Consider the following 17,332-nt stretch of genomic DNA (forward strand, 5'->3'; position numbering starts at 1 on the left):
GGCCCGCATGGGGGGGTGCGCCCCGCGGACCCGGCGGCCCGGGGCGTTCCCCGCCCGGGGGCCCCCCCCCCCCCCGCCGCTGCAACGGCTCTGGGGCGAGGCGGTCGCCGCCGCCGGCGCGCCGACCCCGGACGACCTGCCCCGGCTGGCGCCCGAGCAAGACTTCCCGCGCACCGAGGCCGGCCTGGCCGGGCTGCTGACCGCGGCGGGGCTGACCGACGTCCGGTGCGCGACGCTGACCTGGGTGCACCACGCCGACCCGGCGGACTGGTGGGCCGGCCCGGCGGCGGGCATCGGCAGCGTCGGCCTGGTGGTGCAGCGGCAGCCGGCCGTGGTGCGGGAGCGGATCCGGCGGGAGTACGACCGGCTCAGCGCTGCCTACCGGGACGCCGACGGGACCCTGCGGCTGCCCACCGCCACGCTGCTCGGCTCCGCCCAGGTCGGCTGAGCCGGCCCTAGGCTGGGTGTCCGGCGCGGCTGATCGGCTCCGACGTCCCGGGTGAACGGCGCCGTCGGGCGCCGGCCGAGAGGAGACATCGTGAAGTACCTGATCATGCTCTACGGCAGCCAGCAGGACTACGACATGCTGGCCGGGGCGCCCGGCGACCGGCCGCCGATGAGTCCCGAGCAGATCGCGGCGATGCACGCGCACATGGAGTCGATCCACAAGGAGCTGGCCGAGACCGGGGAACTGGTCGACGCGCAGGGGCTGACCGCGCCGGTGCACGCCCGGCGGGTCCGGCTGCACGGCGGGGCGCCGGTGGTCACCGACGGCCCGTACGCCGAGACCCAGGAGGTGCTGGCCGGCTACACGCTCGTCGAGTGCGCCAGCTTCGACCGGGCGACCGAGATCGCCGCCCGGTTCGTCAACCCGGACGCCGAGGGTGAGTACGTGGACGTGCGCCCGGTGGTGAACGGATTCGAGGACCTCCAGGGCTGACCGGTGGCCGACGGTGGCGTCGAGGACCTGCTGCGCGAACTGGCGCCGCAGGTCCTCGGCGCGCTGGTCCGCCGGTACGGGCACTTCGACACCGCCGAGGACGCCACCCAGGAGGCACTGCTCGCCGCCGCCACCCGCTGGCCCGACACGGGCCTGCCCGACGACCCGAGGGCCTGGCTGATCACCGTGGCCTCCCGCCGGTTGACCGACCTGCTCCGCGCCGAGCAGGCCCGGCGCCGCCGCGAGGACGTCGTGGCCCGCCGGACGCCACCGGACCGGTGGCTGGCCCCGCCGGCCGACCACCCGCCGGACGACGCCGACGACACGCTGATCCTGCTCTTCCTCTGCTGCCACCCGTCGCTGCCACCGGCCGGGCAGATCGCGCTGACGCTGCGCGCGGTCGGCGGGCTGAGCACCGCCGAGGTGGCCCGGGCGTTCCTGGTGCCGGAGGGCACCATGACCCGGCGGATCAGCCGGGCCAAGCAGCGCATCCGGGACAGCGGCCTACCGTTCGCCCTGCCCGCCGGCCCGGAGCGGGCCGCCCGGCTGGATGCCGTGCTGCACGTGCTCTACCTGATCTTCAACGAGGGGTACGCGAGCACCGCCGGGGAACACCTGCACCGGGCGGACCTGTGCGCCGAGGCGATCCGGCTGACCCGGCTGCTGCACCGGCTCACCGACCATCCCGAGGTGACCGGGCTGCTGGCGTTGATGCTGCTCACCGACGCGCGGACGCCGGCCCGGACCGGGCCGGACGGGGCGCTGGTGCCGATGGCCGAGCAGGACCGGCGGCGGTGGCGGGGCGAGCAGATCGCCGAGGGGACCCGGCTGGTTGACGCGGCGCTGCCCCGCGGCCCGGTCGGGGCGTACCAGCTCCAGGCGGCCATCGCCGCCCTGCACGACGAGGCGCCCAGCGTCGAGGCCACCGACTGGCCGCAGGTCGTGGCCCTGTACGAGGTGCTGCTGAGCCTCGCGGACAACCCGGTGGTCCGGCTCAACCACGCGGTGGCGGTGGCCATGGCGCGCGGTCCGCACGCCGGGTTGGCGCTGCTCGACGACCTCGCCACCGACCAGCGGGTCGCCGAGGACCCCCGCCGGTACGCGGCCCGCGCCCACCTGCTGGAACTGGCCGGGGAGCGGGACGCGGCCCGGGCGGCGTACCTGGCGGCGGCGCACCGGTCGATGAACCTGCCGCAGCAGCGCTACCTGCACGCTCGCGCGGCCCGGCTGGGCCCGCTCACCGCTGGCTGAGCCGCACGGGACTCGCTCAGTCGAGGCCGCGCAGGATGTTCGGCTCCACGTCGTCCTCGCCGAAGCAGCGGTGCATCACCAGCGCGCGGGCCCACAGCTCCAGGCTGCTCGGCGGCTCGACGGAACGCGCAGCGGCCGGCGTGGGCGCGGCCGTGGTCGGGTCCGGCGGAACCTTCGATGCCGGGTTTTCGGTCATCTCCGCCCCCCTTTCTCGTTCCTCATGCTCACCCCGATGGCCTGACACGGCATCTCCGAGGCTGCGTCGGCGCAACAGAGAGGGGTGGGACTCGTGGTCGACCCGGGGCTCGCGGTCGGACAGGGCCAGCGTACGCCAGAGGCTCACGTGCCGTTCACGGAAATTGATCTAGACCGTTACTTCCATGCTGATCTATATAGGTACCACTATCCCCCGTTTCGGACGGAGCACCATGACCCGCACCCTGCGCGCCACGGCCATCAGCCTCGCCGCGATCCTGGCCGCCACCCTGGGCCTCACCCAGCCCGCCTGGGCCGCCAGCTACTCCGCCTCCCTCACCACCGCCGTCGCCGGCCTGCCCGTCGCCACCGAGGTCCGCACCGGCTACAGCCGAGACCTGTTCCCGCACTGGATCGACGCGGACGGCGACGGCTGCAACACCCGCAACGAGGTCCTCATCGCCGAAGCCACCACCAACCCCACCATCAGCGGCACCTGTACCCTCTCCGGCGGCCGCTGGTACTCCTACTACGACAACGCCTACTGGACGCTGACCAGCGACCTGGACATCGACCACATGGTCCCGCTGGCCGAGGCCTGGGACTCCGGCGCCCGCAACTGGACCACCAGCCGCCGGCAGGCGTACGCCAACGACCTGGGCGACGGCCGGGCCCTCGTCGCCGTCACCGACAACGTCAACCAGGCCAAGGGCGATCAGGACCCCGCCACCTGGATGCCCTCGTACGCCTCCGCCCGCTGCCGCTACCTCAACGAGTGGGTCGCGGTGAAGATCCGCTGGCGGCTCACCGTCGACAGCGCGGAGAAGAGCGCCCTGACCAGCTGGGCCAACAACTGCCCCAACGTCACCATCTCGGTCACCTACGCGTACTGACCGGCCCGCCCTCGGGTGCGCTTGTTGTCGTGGGGGTGGTTAGCCAAGGATCACCACACGCCGCGACCACGTCCACGCTGGTCATCGAGACGACAGTTGACCTTGAAAGACCAACAGTCGGCAGGAAGGGCAGCCCATACAGCGCCCAAAAGAAGTAATGGCCACACGGTCAAAAACGTGATAATTGGTGCGGCTTGAACCCCAGTCGACCATCGTGAGCTCGTCCCGGCCCGGCAAACCCATGACTACATCCGTCACGGCGTGGCCAGGCGCGTACCCGAGGGCCACCGGTTCCTGGAGCCGGCGGTGATGGGGCCGCCGATCGTCTGGCTGGCGTCCGACGAGGCGGCCGGCGTGCACGACGAACGGATCGTCGCCGTCAAGTTCGAGCGCTGGCTGCGCGAGCGCACCGTGGACGGTGAGGCGGCCCGTCGCCTGCCGTCGAGGTGACGGGTACGGCTGGGCGGACTTCCGCCGTAGGCTGCATCTCGCCGTGACGGACAGGAGGCTGAGGTGGCCGAGACGACGCTGACCGAGACGATGGTGGCCGAGGTGATGGCCGAGCTGGCCGAGCTCGAGGACCCGAAGGCACGCGCGGTGAACGAGAAACACGGTGACGACCACGGCGTGAACCTCGGCAAGCTGCGCGCGCTCGCGAAGCGGCTGAAGACGCAGCAGGAACTCGCGTGCCAACTCTGGGCGACGGACGACACCGCGGCGAGACTGCTGGCGATCCTGATCTGCCGCCCGAAGGCGTTCGAGCGTGACGAGTTGGACGGCATGTTGCGCGAGGCGCGCGCGCCCAAGGTGCACGACTGGCTCGTGAACTACGTGGTGAAGAAGAACCCGCACTCGGAAGAGCTGCGCCTGGCCTGGTCCGCCGATCCGGATCCAGTGGTCGCGAGCGCCGGCTGGGCGCTGACCACCGAACGCGTGGCGAAGAAGCCCGAGGGCCTCGACCTCGCAGGACTGCTCGACGTCATCGAGGCGGAGATGAGAGACGCCCCGGATCGCCTGCAGTGGGCGATGAACCACTGCCTGGCTCAGATCGGAATCGAGCACGCCGAGCACCGCGCCCGCGCAATCGACATCGGCGAGCGCCTGGCGGTGCTCAAGGACTACCCGACTTCCCCGGGCTGCACGTCTCCGTACGCGCCCATCTGGATCACCGAGATGGTGCGCCGACAGCACGACAAGTAGGAAGTCGGCTCGACGGTGGCGGAGGGGTCGCTCTGGCGCCCATATCGTAGCGTCGATGGCATGAAGCCGTGGTGGTGTCCCTCGTGGTGTTCGCCGTGCTACTGACCGCGGCGTTCGTCTTCGTTGGCTGGCGAGACCGGAAGCGGCTCTCCTCGCCGGAGGACTCGGCTGCGGCCCGCGATGCCCGGTCCAGGCAAGAGCGGTACGCGGCAGAGCGCCATGGCATCCAGGGTGAGGTATGGCGGCGCGGCCAGAATCCGCCTGGCACCTGACCGCGCCTTACGCGTTTGCGGAGCTCAAGCCAGGTTACGGCGTCACTTGGCGTTGAACTGTCGCTGCCCCTCGGCCTGTCGGGCGAAGCTGGCCAACTCGGGCGCTGAGCTGCGCAAACACTTGGCGTCGATGGTCTTCGTTGGTCGCCGCTGGTCCACGTCTGACGGCCTGGCTACGGCCTGGACCTGGTCCTGGTTGACGCGCGAGAGCCGCCTCGCCGCCGGCACGCAGAAGCTCCAAGCCCATGCGCCAAACTCGCTGGCGCTCACTCATGCCCCGCCAACCAGCCCCGCAGCTCGGCCAGGGCGGTGGACATCTTCCCATCCCGGCGAACCCAGAGGAGATCGTCTAGCCAGAGGTGTTACGCCTCATCCGACACCGATCCGTAACGCGTCAAGTGAAGCCCGGCATGCGGAGCCCACGCGGAGCCCATCGACCTCGGGACTACCGACGCATAGCATCCGGCCTATGGCGAAGCGGCGGGCGAGGGAGCTGACAGAGGCCGAACGGGCGGAGGAGATCCGGCGCACGTGGGAGACGGTCGAGCAGATCGAGCAGGAGGCCGAGCGGCCTGCTCCGTCTAAGCGAGCGCTGCCGGGCTATATCCGCGGCGTTGTCTCCGGCGGCCTACCCACCCTTGGACGTCGCCGACGGTGACCCCTGACCGCGGCTAGCCGGAACCTCCGACCCCTCGGTTGTAAGTTCTGGGCGCTCTGTCCGGCGGGTCCGTCGGCGACGAGGTCGATCGCGATCAGTGATTCGGGCATCTTCGGTGTGGCCGGCTGCCACACTCTGTCGTGTGGTGAGCGAGGACGACGGGGCGTCCGACAGCAAGTCAGCGCGAGCGCCGCGCGGCATTCGACCGCTACGCGAGGGCGTCGGCGTAACCAGCGTCGAGCTCTTCTTCGATCTGGTGTTCGTCCTCGGGTTCATCCAGGTCGTTGCGTTGATGGACGACGACTTCACCAGTCACGGCGTGCTGAACGGGATGCTTGCGCTGGCCCTGTTGTGGTCGACGTGGTCCATCTATGCCTGGTTGGGCAACAGCCTCCAAGCTCGGGTCGGGCTGATCCGGATCGCGCTGCTGTTTGTGACGGTGGTCACCCTTGTGATGGCGGTGGCGGTCCGGCAGGCATTCACCGGCCTCCCGGGCGCGGCTATCTCCGGCCCAGTGGTGTTCGTCGCATGCTTCGTGGTCGTTCGGCTGGTGCATCTGGCGCTGCGTTGGTACGCCATTCCAGACACGGGGCCGCGCATTGTCCTGCTGATCACCGCGCCGTTGTTTGTCGCCTCCGTCCTTCTGTTCTCCGCCGCCGTCGTGCCGCAGCGACTGTTCCACGACCCGTGGCTGGTCAAGGCGGGCCAGACCGGGCTCTGGATGCTCGCCATCCTCATCGACTATGTCCGCGCCCTGCTGCTGCGGTCGTGGGGGTTGCACATCATCTCGGCCCGGCACTGGGCGGAGCGGCACGGCCTCATCGTGCTCGTCGCCCTTGGCGAGTCGCTCATAGCGGTTGGCCTGACGAGCAGCGGCGTGCCGATGACCGGATCGCTCATCGCGGCCCTCGTCTTCGCCATCGTCACCGCCGCCGCATTGGGCTGGACCTATTTCGACGTCGTCGCGATCGCCGCCGAGCGGACGCTAAGCCAGAACTCCGTCCAGCGCCGGGTCGCCTACGCCCGCGACGCCTACAGCTATCTGCACCTGCCGATGATCGCCGGCATCATGCTGCTCGCCCTCGGACTGCACAACGTGGTGGCGATCATCAAAGACAACGAACTACACCATTCGGCCGCGCGACTGGAGAGCCTGGGGCTCCACGCCCTCTACGGTGGAGCAGCCCTGTTCCTGCTCTCCCACGCCGGCTTCCAACTACGGATCACGCGCCTGCTCGGACGGGTCATCTGGCCGCGGTTGATTACCGTAGCGCTGCTGGTGGCGCTCATCCCGGCCGCCAGCCAACTTTCGGCGGTAGTAGCGCTCGGCCTGCTGGCGGCTGTCTGTGCCAGCCTGGTCATCACGGAGGTCCTCGTCGCCGGCGAGCGGCGTAAAGAACTGCGCGAGGCCGCTTTAGCCGGGGGCTTTCGGCCAGAGGGCCCATAGATCGGGCCGGCGCCGCCCTAACCGCCAGCTTGGGAATCGGATTGATCTACACCTTGAGTAGCAGCACCAACGGGCTCATAAGCACGGGGCATTCAGGTTGAGGCTGTGTATGTCCCGCTGTTGGCCCGTGTTGACCGTTGGATCAGGCACGCATCGGGCACAACTCGCCAGCACCTTCCGGCGGTCGCTCAGCGCTCGGCGATGCGCCGCCACCACCATGCCGCTCGCCTCGATCCAGCCGGCGACGATCCGGGCTTGGGGCAAGCAGCACAAGACTCGGGCATGGCGGCCAGTTACCGCCGAAACCTCTTCAACGAAATGTCGATGATCCTGAACGCGGCGGACGACCGAAAGGTGGTCAGCAACCCGTGCGCCGTCAAGACAGTGCGGGCTCCCCGGTACGTGCCGGCAAGGTGGTGCCGTTATCAGGCGGCTGGCATCGAGGACAGCCGGCAGAACGGGATGCACGTTCTGCGCCACACGTACGCCTCGGTGCTGCTCGACGCGGGCGAGAGCATCAAAGCCCTGTCCTGTACCTCGGCCACGCCGACCCCGGCTTCACCCTGCGGGTCTACACCCACCTACTGCCGAGCAGCGAGGACCGCACCCGCCGCGCGATCGACGCGGCCTTCGGCCACGGACCGGACACCCGCGACGGCCTGGCGACGGCCTAGCCAGGTAGCCGGATGGTGTTTGCGCAGCCCAGGGCTTGTGACGGCGTCACTTGGCGTTGAAGTAGTTCGCCTCCGGGTGGTGGACCACGATCGCGTCGGTCGCCTGCTCCGGCACCAGCTGGAACTCCTCGGACAGCTGCACCCCGATCCGCTCCGCGCCCAGCAGCTCCACGATCTTCGCCCGGTCCTCCAGGTCGGGGCAGGCCGGGTAGCCGAACGCGTACCGGCAGCCCCGGTAGTCGGTGCGCAGCAGGCCGGCCAGGTCGGCCGGGTCGTCGTCGGCGACGGTACGCCCGCCCGGCAGGGTCAGCTCGGAGCGGATCCGCCGGTGCCAGTACTCGGCGAGCGCCTCGGTGAGCTGCACCGACAGGCCGTGCACCTCCAGGTAGTCGCGGTACTCGTTGCCGGCGAACATCTTCGCCGTGTACTCGCTGATCGGCTGGCCGACGGTGACCAACTGCACCGCCACCACGTCCAGCTCATCGCCCTTGGGCCGGAAGAAGTCGGCCAGGCAGAGCCGCCGCTCCTGCCGCTGCCGTGGGAAGGAGAACCGGGCCCGCTCGCGCCGCCCCTGCTCGTCCAGCACCACCAGGTCGTTGCCCTCGGAGTACGCCGGGAAGTAGCCGTACACCACGGCCGCCTCGAGGACCTGGTCGGCGGTGAGCCGGTCCAGCCAGTAGCGCAGCCGCGGCCGGCCCTCGGTCTCCACCAGCTCCTCGTACGACGGTCCCTTACCGCCTCGGGCCCCGCGCAGCCCCCACTGGCCGAGGAAGGTGGCCCGCTCGTCCAGCAGCGCCGCGTAGTCCGCCAGGGGCACCCCCTTGACCACCCGGGTGCCGAAGAACGGCGGGGCGGGCACGGCCACGTCGGTGGCCACGTCGGAGCGGACCGAGGCGTCGTCCAGTTCGGGCAGCGCCTCACGGACCAGGGTCCGCTGCCGCTCCCGCCGCTCGCGGCGGGCCGCCAGCGCGGCCTCCCGCTCCGGGTCCACCATCGGGGCGCCGCCCCGCTTGGCCGCCATCACCCGGTCCATCAGGGAGAGTCCCTCGAACGCGTCGCGGGCGTAGTGCACCTGGCCGGGGAACAGCGACCGCAGGTCGTCCTCGACGTACGCCCGGGTGAGCGCCGCCCCGCCGAGCAGGACCGGCCAGCGCTCGGCGACCCCGCGGGAGGCCATCTCGGCCAGGTTCTCCTTCATGATGACCGTGCTCTTGACCAGCAGCCCGGACATGCCGATCGCGTCGGCCCGGTGCTCCTCGGCCGCGTCCAGGATCGCGGTGATCGGCTGCTTGATGCCGATGTTCACGACCTCGTAGCCGTTGTTGGACAGGATGATGTCGACCAGGTTCTTGCCGATGTCGTGCACGTCGCCCTTGACGGTGGCAAGGACAATTCTGCCCTTGCCGCCGTCGTCGGCCTTCTCCATGTGCGGTTCCAGGTACGCCACCGCGGTCTTCATCACCTCGGCGGACTGGAGCACGAACGGCAGCTGCATCTGGCCGGAGCCGAACAGCTCGCCGACCACCTTCATGCCGTCCAGCAGCAGGTCGTTGATGATGGACAGCGGTGTGCGCCCCTCGGCCATCGCGGTGTCCAGGTCGGCCTCCAGGCCGTTGCGCTCGCCGTCGATGATCCGCCGCTTGAGCCGCTCCTCCAGCGGCAGCGCGGCCAGTTCCTCGGCCCGGGTGGCCCGGGCGGAGGCGGCGTCGACGCCCTCGAAGATCTCGATGAACCGCTGCACCGGGTCGTACCCCTCGCGGCGGCGGTCGTAGACCAGGTCGAGGGCCGCCTCGCGCTGCTCGTCGGGGATCTTCGACATCGGCAGGATCTTGCTGGCGTGCACGATCGCCGACGTGAGGCCGGCCTGCATGCACTCGTGCAGGAAGACCGAGTTGAGCACCTGCCGGGCGGCCGGGTTGAGCCCGAAGGAAACGTTGGAGATGCCGAGGGTGAAGTTGACTCCCGGGTACCGGGTGGCAATCTCCCGGATCGCCTCGATGGTCTCGATGCCGTCGCGGCGGGTCTCCTCCTGGCCGGTGGCGATCGGGAAGGTCAGCGCGTCGATGAGGATGTCCTCCCGGCGCATCCCCCACCGGCCGGTCAGGTCCTCGATCAGCCGGGCCGCGACGCGCACCTTCCAGTCCCTGGTGCGGGCCTGGCCCTCCTCGTCGATGAGCAGGGCGACCACGGCGGCGCCGTGCTCCCGGACCACCGGCATGACCCGGGCGTAGCGGGAGTCCGGGCCGTCGCCGTCCTCGAAGTTGACCGAGTTGACCACGCAGCGCCCGCCGAGCATCTCCAGCCCGGCCTCGACCACCGCCGGCTCGGTCGAGTCCAGCATGATCGGCAGGGTGGAGGCGGTGGCGAACCGGCCGGCCAGTTCCCGCATGTCGGTGGTGCCGTCCCGGCCGACGTAGTCGACGCAGAGGTCGAGCAGATGCGAGCCGTCCCGGGCCTGGCTGCGGGCGATCTCCACGCAGGCCTGCCAGTCGGCGGCCAGCATGGCCTCGCGGAAGGCCTTGGAGCCGTTGGCGTTGGTCCGCTCCCCCACCATCAGGACGCTGGCGTCCTGGGCGAACGGCACGTGGTGGTAGATCGAGGAGACCCCCGGCTCCGGCTCCGGCTCGCGGGCCGCCGGCCGGGTGCCGCGCAGCCGCTCCACCAGCACCCGGACGTGCTCGGGGGTGGTGCCGCAGCAGCCGCCGACCAGGGCGACGCCGTAGTCGGCGACGAACCGCTCCAAGGCGTCGGCCAGCTCCACCGGGGTCAGCGGGAAGTACGCCCCGTCGGCGGTCAGCACGGGCAGGCCGGCGTTGGGCATCACCGAGATCGGGATCCGCGAGTGCCGGGACAGGTAGCGCAGGTGCTCGCCCATCTCGGCCGGCCCGGTGGAGCAGTTGAGCCCGATCAGGTCGACGCCGAGCGGCTCGATCGCGGTGAGCGCGGCGCCGATCTCGCTGCCCAGCAGCATGGTGCCGGTGGTCTCCATGGCGACCTGGCAGATGATCGGGACGTCCCGGCCCAGCTCGGCCCGGGCCCGCTTCGACCCGACCACCGCGGCCTTGACCTGGAGCAGGTCCTGGCAGGTCTCGACGATCAGCGCGTCGGCCCCACCGGCGATCAGGCCGCCGGCGTTCTGCTGGTACGCGTCCCGCAGCGACGCGTAGCCGGTGTGGCCGAGGGTGGGCAGCTTGGTGCCCGGCCCCATCGAGCCGAGCACGAAGCGCGGCTGTTCCGGCGTGGCGTACGCGTCGGCCGCCGCCCGGGCCAGCCGTGCGGCCGCCTCGGAGAGCTCGCGGATCCGCCCCGCGATGCCGTACTCGGCGAGGTTCGGCAGGTTCGCGCCGAAGGTGTTCGTCTCCACGCAGTCCGCGCCGGCGGCCAGGTACGCCTCGTGCACTCCCCGGACCACGTCCGGCCGGGTGACGTTGAGGATCTCGTTGCAGCCCTCGAGGCCGTCGAAGTCGTCCAGGGTCAGGTCGGCCGCGTGGAGCATCGTCCCCATCGCCCCGTCGGCGATGAGGATCCGGTCCGCCAGCGCATCCAGCAACGAAGTCCGCACAGAGCCAGGTTAGTGCCGCAACGCGGAACCGGGTCGGGGCACCCACGGGTTCCCACATACTGTCAGCCGGATCACTGTGCATCGTTCGTCCGTTTCATCCGGGTGGTCGGCCTCCTCGACCGGCGCGGCCGACGGGCCGCATCCCACGGCGGCACGTAGGCTGGCGGACGTGAAGGACATCAGGGACGCGACCGTGCACGGCGGGCGGACGCCCGGGCGGGAGACCCGGGGCCGCTCCCGACGAGGTGGGGAGGTGACGGCGTGACCGAGTTCGACGGGCTGCCCGTGCTGCGGTCCCCGGTCGCCATCGCGGCCTTCGAAGGCTGGAACGACGCCGCGGACGCCTCCACCGCCGCCGTGGAACACCTGGAGCAGGTCTGGCAGGCCCGGCAGGTGACCGAGCTGGACCCGGAGGACTTCTACGACTTCCAGGTGAGCCGGCCGACCATCACCATGGCTGACGGCGAGACCCGCCGGGTGGAGTGGCCGACCACGCGCTTCATGGTCGCCAGCCCGGCCGGCACCGAGCGGGACGTGGTGCTGATCCGCGGCATCGAGCCGAGCATGCGCTGGCGGACCTTCTGCGAGCAGGTGCTGGAGATCTGCCACAGCCTGGAGGTCGAGCGGGTGGTGCTGCTCGGCGCCCTGCTGGCCGACGTGCCGTACACCCGGCCGCTGCCGATCAGCGGCAGCGCGTCGGACGCCGACGCGGCCAAGCGCTACCAGCTCACCCCCACCCGTTACGACGGCCCGACCGGCATCGTCGGCGTGCTGCACGACGCCTGCGCCCGGGCCGAGGTCGATGCGGTGTCCTTCTGGGTGCACGTGCCGCACTACGCCAACAACCCGCCCTGTCCCAAGGCCACCTTGGCGCTGCTGCACCGGGTCGAGGAGGTGCTCGACCTGCCGGTGCCGATGGCCGACCTCGCCGAGGAGGCCGCGGAGTGGGAGCAGCGGGTGCGCAGCGCCGCCGAGCAGGACGCCGAGCTGGGCGAGTACGTCCGCGAACTGGAGGAGCGGGTCGGCGACGCCGGCATCACCCCGCTGACCGGGGACGAGATCGCCCAGGAGTTCGAGAAGTACCTGCGCCGCCGCGGCGGCTCCGCCGGCCCGACCGCCGGCTCCTGGTAGCTCTCTGCCGCACGAAGACCGGGTCCTCCCGAGGGCCCGGTCTTCGTGTGTCGGGGTGGCGAGGTCACCGCCTCTAGGCCATCCTAGGAACCTAGCTGTCCACGAGGAGGCGGGCATGCAGATCAACCCGGGTGCGGCCGAGTTCCCGCACCGGCAGATCGCCGCGCAGCTCAAGGCCCAGGTCCGCCGGGGCGACTGGGCGCCGGGAGAACGACTGCCGTCCATCCCGGCCATCGCCGAGATGTTCGGCGTGGCGAAGCAGACCGTGCAGCGCGCCGTCGACCAGCTGCGGGTCGAGGGCATCCTGATCACCAAGCCCGGCTCCGGTACGTACGTCCGGGGCACCCGGCGCCGGCTCAACCGGCTCTCCCGGGGCCGCTACGGCGGTTTCCGCGGCTACCACACCGACCTGGCCGCCCGGTACAAGCAGCAGCTGGTCTCCGTCGGCCGCTCCCCCGCGCCGCCCGAGGTGGCCGACGCGTTCGGGGTGCCCGACGGCACCGAGCTGCACTGCCGGCAGCACCTGGTCCGCACCGACGAGTCGCCGGTCGAGGTCGGCGCCTCCTGGTTCCTGCCGGCCGACACCGCCGGCACCTCGCTGGAACGGGCCGAGGCGTTCGGCCGCCCGCTCTACCAGGAGGCCGAGGAGGCCATCGGCCGGCGCTACGTCACCGCGACCGACACGATCAGCGCCCGCCAGCCCAGCCGGGAGGAGGCGGAGACGCTACAGATCCGCCCCGACACCCCGGTGCTGCACCTGCTGCACGTCGCGTACGACGAACGGCACAAGCCGATCGAGGTCGCCCAGGCCACCTGGCCCGGCCCGATGACCACCCTCACGGAGGAGTACAAGATCCCCGCCCCGGCCGAGGACCCCGACCCCGACCCCGGCCTCGTCCTCGGCTGACCGCGCCCGCGGCCGCCCCGAGGCGGGCGCCCGGTGTTGCGCACGCTCGAACACGGAAGTAGTGGTCTCCCCGGCGGGGCGAGGCCACCACTTCCGGGATCGAGCACGATCTTGTCCGCCTGGGGGCGGGCGGCCCGGTGGTCGGGGTTGGCGGGGCGTGGGTCAGAGGCGGATGCCGAGGAGGGCGTCGACGGTGTCGGCGAAGAGCTTCGGGGCTCCCGCGTCGTCGGCGACACCGGCGAGGGCCTGCCCGGCCCAGGCGTCGGCCAGCGCGAGGGCGCCGGCCGTGTCGAGGTCGTCGGCGAGGCGGGCGCGTACCCCGGCCAGCAGCTCGTCCCCGGCGGGGCCGGCCGGGGCGGCGGCGGCCCGGCGCCAGCGGGCCAGCCGCTCCTCGGCGACGGTGAGCAGCTCGTGGGTCCACGAGCGGTCGGTGCGGTAGTGCCCACTGATCAGGGCCAGCCGGACCGCCATCGGGTCCACCCGGTCCGCCCGCAGCCGGGAGACGAAGACCAGGTTGCCCCGCGACTTCGACATCTTCTCGCCGTCCAGGCCGATCATCCCGGCGTGCATGTAGTGGTCGGCGAACGGCGCCTGGCCGGTGAGCCGCTCGGCGTGCGCCGCCGAGCACTCGTGGTGCGGGAAGAGCAGGTCGTTGCCGCCGCCCTGCACGGAGAGCCGGTCGCCGAGCAGGTTCAGCGCGATCACGGCGCACTCGATGTGCCAGCCGGGCCGGCCGGGGCCGAGCTCGCCGCCGGGCCACGACGGCTCGCCCACCCGGGCGCCCCGCCACAGCAACGGGTCGAGCGGGTCGCGCTTGCCGGCGCGGTCCGGGTCGCCGCCGCGCTCCGGGAAGATCTCCAGCATCTCGTCGCGGGACAGGTTGGACTCGTAGCCGAACTCCGGGGCGGCGCTGATGTCGAAGTAGACGTCGCCGGTGCCGTCGTCGAGCCGGTACGCGGCGCCGTCCTTGAGCAGGACCAGCACCTTCTCGGCGATGTCCGGGATCGACTCGACCGCGCCGACGTAGTGCGCCGGCGGGATGATCCGCAGCGCCTCCATGTCCTCGCGGAACAACGCGGTCTCCCGCATCGCCAGGACCTTCCAGTCCTCGCCGTCGCGCTCGGCCCGCTCCAGCAGCGGATCGTCGATGTCGGTGACGTTCTGCACGTACCGCACGGTCAGGCCGGCGTCCCGCCACATCCGCTGCACCAGATCAAAGGTGATCATGGTGGCGGCGTGACCCAGGTGGGTGGCGTCGTACGGGGTGATGCCGCAGACGTACATGGTGGCGGTACCGTCGGGCCGGCTGAGGTGGACACCTTGCCGCGCCGAGTCGTACAACCTCAGTGGCTCGCCCGAACCCGGCAGCCGTGGCACCTCGTGTCCCGCCCAAGACTCCATGACCGCCAGCCTAACGATCCGTCAGGGGCTCGGCTGCGATCCCCCGGGTGATCAAGGCGACAGCGGATCACATGGGCGGCCAGGGCATCGCCGGCCAGTCCTGCGGGGGCAACGGGAACCGGCCGGTCTCGCGCAGCCGCTCCACCCGGGCCGCCAGCTCGGCGACCTCGCTGATGGTCAGGTGCTCGGCGAGCTCGTCGCCGAGGGCGCCGGCGAGCTGGCCGGCCAGCCCGTCGAGCATCTCCACCACGTCCAGGGGCAACTGCCGGCCGGCCCAGCCCCAGAGGACCGTACGCAGCTTCTCCTCGACGTGGAAGCAGACCCCGTGGTCGACGCCGTAGATCCGGTCGTCCGGTCCGACGATGACGTGGCCGCCCTTGCGGTCCGCGTTGTTGATCACGGCGTCGAGCACGGCGAGGCGGGCCAGGCGCGGGTCGTCGGCGTGCGCGAGGGCGTACGGGGCCCCGTCGTCGTCCCGGGCCGCCGCGACCGGGAACCAGCGCGGCGGCACCGTCTCCGCGGGCACGAAACCGACCAGCGGCTCCGCGTCCTCCGGCTCGTCGATCCAGAGCTGACACGAGCCCGGCCCGAACGGGCCGTCGCGCAGCACGGTCGGCGGCACCATGTCCCAGCCGGTGGCCTTGGAGACCAGGTACGCGGACACCTCCCGGCCGGCGAGCGTGCCGTCCGGGAAGTCCCAGAGCGGCCGCTCACCGCGCACCGGCTTGTAGACGCAGCGGGCCGTCATCCCGTCCAGGGTGAGGATGCCGCGCAGGGTGGTGTTGGAAGCGTCGACCAGCCGCCCCTCCAGGTCGAGCTCGCCGTCGCAGAGCAGGCGCAACGCGGCGGCGCCGTCCTGTCGGGGCTGGAGTTCCGACGAGGTCACCGGTGATAACCGTTGTGCCGCGGGCAGAGGTGGCCCGCCGGGTCCAACGGCTGGCCGCACAGCGGGCAGGGCGGGCGCCCGGCGTTGACCACCCGGCGGGCCCGCTCGATGAAGGCGCGGGTCGCCTCGGGGGTCAGCCGGACGCGGAGTCGGTCGAGGTCGTCGTCCGGCTCGTCCGGATCCTCATCCCCGTCGTCGTCGGCGTCGCCCAGCGCGACCTCGGCCTCCGTCTCGCCGACGGCGATCGCCTCGATCACCACGGTCGCGCTGTCCACGTCGAAGGCCAGGCCCAGCGTGCCGACCCGGAACTCCTCGTCGACCGGCGTGTCCAGCGGGTCGTTGTCGCTCGCGGCCGGGGCGGCCTCCGGCAGCTCGACGCCGAACCGGCGCTGCGCCTCGGAGAGCAGCTCCTCCAGCTTCTCGGCGAGCAGGGACACCTGGACCTTCTCCAACGCGACGCTGACCAGCCGGCCGCCGCCGCGCGCCTGGAGGAAGAACGTACGCTCCCCCGGCGGGCCGACGGTTCCGGCGACGAACCGCTCCGGCGGCTCGAAGGCGTGGACCTGGTGGGTCATACCCACGACCCTATCCGGAGGGTGGGAGCGCCGCGCAGCCCACCGACGCCGAATCCGCCCAGGGCGAAACGCCGGAGCCCGGCGGGACGGCTCCCGGGTGTGGGGTAGCGGCTCACCGATTCACCTCAGTTCGCGACTGCGGGGCTCGCAAAACCGGCTCACTCCTCGCGCTCACCGGGCCGCCCCCGCGCCGCCGCCCACCGCGGCGTCGGAGTCGGTCGTCCGGGCCGCCCGCCGGCGCCGCTTGCGTGGCGGCGGCACCAGGCCGGCCAGGTCGCCGCCGGTGTCGTTGAGCCGGACCAGAAACGGCCGCAGCGGCGTGTAGCGGATCGCCGTCACCGACGCCGGGTCGGCCACGATCCGCTGGAACAGGTCAAGGTGTACGCCGAGCGCGTCCGCCACGATGGCCTTGATCACATCGCCGTGGCTGCACGCCAGCCACACCGCCTCCGGCCCGTGTTCGGCGGAGATCCGGGCGTCCCAGGCGCGTACCGCCGCCACCGCCCGCGCCGACATCGCCGCCATCGACTCCCCCTCGGGAAAGACGGCGGCGCTCGGGTGCTGTTGAACCACCGGCCACAGCGGCTCCTTCGCCAGCTTCTTCAGCGGCTGCCCTTCCCAACTGCCGTACCCGCACTCGATCAGCCCCTCCTCGACGACCGGCTCGGCCTCGGGCAGGGCCAGCGCGAGGGTCTGCCGGCAGCGGATCAGCGGGCTGGTCACCACCGCCGCGAGGGGCAACCCCTTGAGCCGCTCGCCGACCGCCGCGGCCTGGGCCCGACCGGTCTCGTCCAGCTCGACCGGCTGCCGGCCGGCCAGGCCGCCGTCGGCGTTCGCGGTGGTCCGGCCGTGCCGCAGAAGCAGAAGGGTCCCCACGATGACCACCCTAGGTGGTCACTGTCACGGCCGCGGCGCACGCCGCCCGTCCCGTCCTCAGGGGCCGCGCAAGTTCGGGGAAAGTGCTGCCTCTTCACGGCGGGAGGCAGCAGTTTCGGGGAAGTTGCGCGGGTGTTCGCGCCTGTCGGCGTTGGGGTGGGTGTGTCGGCGGTCCTGGTCATTCCGTGCGGTGGGTGGGGCTGTCGCGGAGCCCGGATGGGTCGCGTTCGCGGGATGCTGAGTGGATCAAGCTGGCTGCGGGCGGCTGCGGCGGGGTGGCGGCGCGGTTGTGCGGTCCGTGGGTGGTTTGTCGGGGTCTCGGCGCGGTTGGCTGCCGTGAGTGGGTTATCGGTTCTTGGCGCGGTTGTCTGCGGTGAGTGGAACGTCATGGCTGTCTCCCGGTTCCGGTGACACCCATGGTGTTCCACTGACCGGGGGCCCCGCCTCGGTGGCCTGGCCGCCCA

The 17,332-nt window shown here is 71.7% G+C and carries 14 protein-coding genes and 2 pseudogenes; 10 read left to right on the top strand and 6 right to left on the bottom strand.

Annotation, left to right across the window (positions count from 1 at the left end):
* From ONA70_RS25150 to ONA70_RS25160, 3 genes and pseudogenes are all read left to right on the top strand, one after another.
* Positions 1 to 448, top strand: a pseudogene (locus ONA70_RS25150) (hypothetical protein); the annotation flags it as partial.
* Positions 449 to 538: 90 nt separating this feature from the next.
* On the top strand, positions 539 to 940 hold the full coding sequence (locus ONA70_RS25155) for a YciI family protein (RefSeq protein ID WP_265008956.1): 402 nt from the start codon (positions 539 to 541) through the stop codon (positions 938 to 940).
* A gap of 3 nt (positions 941 to 943) precedes the next feature.
* A complete protein-coding gene (locus ONA70_RS25160) occupies positions 944 to 2,191 on the top strand; it encodes an RNA polymerase sigma factor (protein ID WP_265008957.1) in 1,248 nt (415 codons plus the stop codon).
* A 16-nt stretch (positions 2,192 to 2,207) separates the two neighbouring features.
* Here the strand turns inward: ONA70_RS25160 and ONA70_RS25165 are convergent, their stop codons facing one another.
* Positions 2,208 to 2,387, bottom strand: a complete 180-nt coding sequence (locus tag ONA70_RS25165) for a hypothetical protein (protein ID WP_265008958.1) — start codon at positions 2,385 to 2,387, stop codon at positions 2,208 to 2,210.
* Positions 2,388 to 2,619: 232 nt separating this feature from the next.
* Here ONA70_RS25165 and ONA70_RS25170 point away from each other — a divergent pair, with 232 nt between their 5' ends.
* The 5 genes and pseudogenes from ONA70_RS25170 to ONA70_RS37140 form a co-directional block, all read left to right on the top strand.
* Positions 2,620 to 3,279: an HNH endonuclease family protein gene (locus ONA70_RS25170; RefSeq protein ID WP_265008959.1), complete on the top strand. Its 660-nt coding sequence runs from the start codon at positions 2,620 to 2,622 to the stop codon at positions 3,277 to 3,279.
* A 261-nt stretch (positions 3,280 to 3,540) separates the two neighbouring features.
* Positions 3,541 to 3,729 carry a hypothetical protein gene (locus tag ONA70_RS25175; protein ID WP_265008960.1) on the top strand — a complete coding sequence of 63 codons (189 nt, stop codon included), beginning with the start codon at positions 3,541 to 3,543 and terminating at the stop codon, positions 3,727 to 3,729.
* A gap of 90 nt (positions 3,730 to 3,819) precedes the next feature.
* On the top strand, positions 3,820 to 4,479 hold the full coding sequence (locus tag ONA70_RS25180; RefSeq protein WP_406601240.1) for a DNA alkylation repair protein: 660 nt from the start codon (positions 3,820 to 3,822) through the stop codon (positions 4,477 to 4,479).
* Between the two features lie 1,075 nt (positions 4,480 to 5,554).
* Positions 5,555 to 6,856, top strand: coding sequence for a low temperature requirement protein A (locus tag ONA70_RS25185; RefSeq protein WP_265008962.1), 1,302 nt, complete (start codon positions 5,555 to 5,557; stop codon positions 6,854 to 6,856).
* Between the two features lie 429 nt (positions 6,857 to 7,285).
* Positions 7,286 to 7,530 (top strand): annotated as a pseudogene (locus ONA70_RS37140) (tyrosine-type recombinase/integrase); the annotation flags it as partial.
* A 46-nt stretch (positions 7,531 to 7,576) separates the two neighbouring features.
* Here the strand turns inward: ONA70_RS37140 and metH are convergent.
* Positions 7,577 to 11,092, bottom strand: a complete 3,516-nt coding sequence (gene metH, locus ONA70_RS25190; RefSeq protein ID WP_265008963.1) for a methionine synthase — start codon at positions 11,090 to 11,092, stop codon at positions 7,577 to 7,579.
* A 261-nt stretch (positions 11,093 to 11,353) separates the two neighbouring features.
* Here metH and ONA70_RS25195 point away from each other — a divergent pair, with 261 nt between their 5' ends.
* Complete coding sequence (locus ONA70_RS25195) at positions 11,354 to 12,223, top strand: PAC2 family protein (protein ID WP_265008964.1); 870 nt, start codon at positions 11,354 to 11,356, stop codon at positions 12,221 to 12,223.
* A 115-nt stretch (positions 12,224 to 12,338) separates the two neighbouring features.
* Complete coding sequence (locus ONA70_RS25200) at positions 12,339 to 13,130, top strand: GntR family transcriptional regulator (RefSeq protein ID WP_265008965.1); 792 nt, start codon at positions 12,339 to 12,341, stop codon at positions 13,128 to 13,130.
* 162 nt (positions 13,131 to 13,292) lie between these two features.
* Here the strand turns inward: ONA70_RS25200 and mshC are convergent, their stop codons facing one another.
* From mshC to ONA70_RS25220, 4 genes are all read right to left on the bottom strand, one after another.
* A complete protein-coding gene (mshC, locus tag ONA70_RS25205; RefSeq protein WP_265008966.1) occupies positions 13,293 to 14,531 on the bottom strand; it encodes a cysteine--1-D-myo-inosityl 2-amino-2-deoxy-alpha-D-glucopyranoside ligase in 1,239 nt (412 codons plus the stop codon).
* Positions 14,532 to 14,598: 67 nt separating this feature from the next.
* Positions 14,599 to 15,417: an SCO1664 family protein gene (locus ONA70_RS25210; protein ID WP_265008967.1), complete on the bottom strand. Its 819-nt coding sequence runs from the start codon at positions 15,415 to 15,417 to the stop codon at positions 14,599 to 14,601.
* Positions 15,414 to 15,992, bottom strand: coding sequence for a DUF3090 domain-containing protein (locus tag ONA70_RS25215; protein WP_265008968.1), 579 nt, complete (start codon positions 15,990 to 15,992; stop codon positions 15,414 to 15,416). The genes ONA70_RS25210 and ONA70_RS25215 overlap by 4 nt, the downstream gene beginning before the upstream one ends.
* Before the next feature lie 171 nt (positions 15,993 to 16,163).
* Positions 16,164 to 16,877: a histidine phosphatase family protein gene (locus ONA70_RS25220; RefSeq protein ID WP_265008969.1), complete on the bottom strand. Its 714-nt coding sequence runs from the start codon at positions 16,875 to 16,877 to the stop codon at positions 16,164 to 16,166.
* Positions 16,878 to 17,332: the final 455 nt, after the last annotated feature.

Source organism: Micromonospora yasonensis, assembly GCF_026013475.1.
In the GTDB taxonomy this organism is placed as follows: Bacteria; Actinomycetota; Actinomycetes; order Mycobacteriales; family Micromonosporaceae; genus Micromonospora; species Micromonospora yasonensis.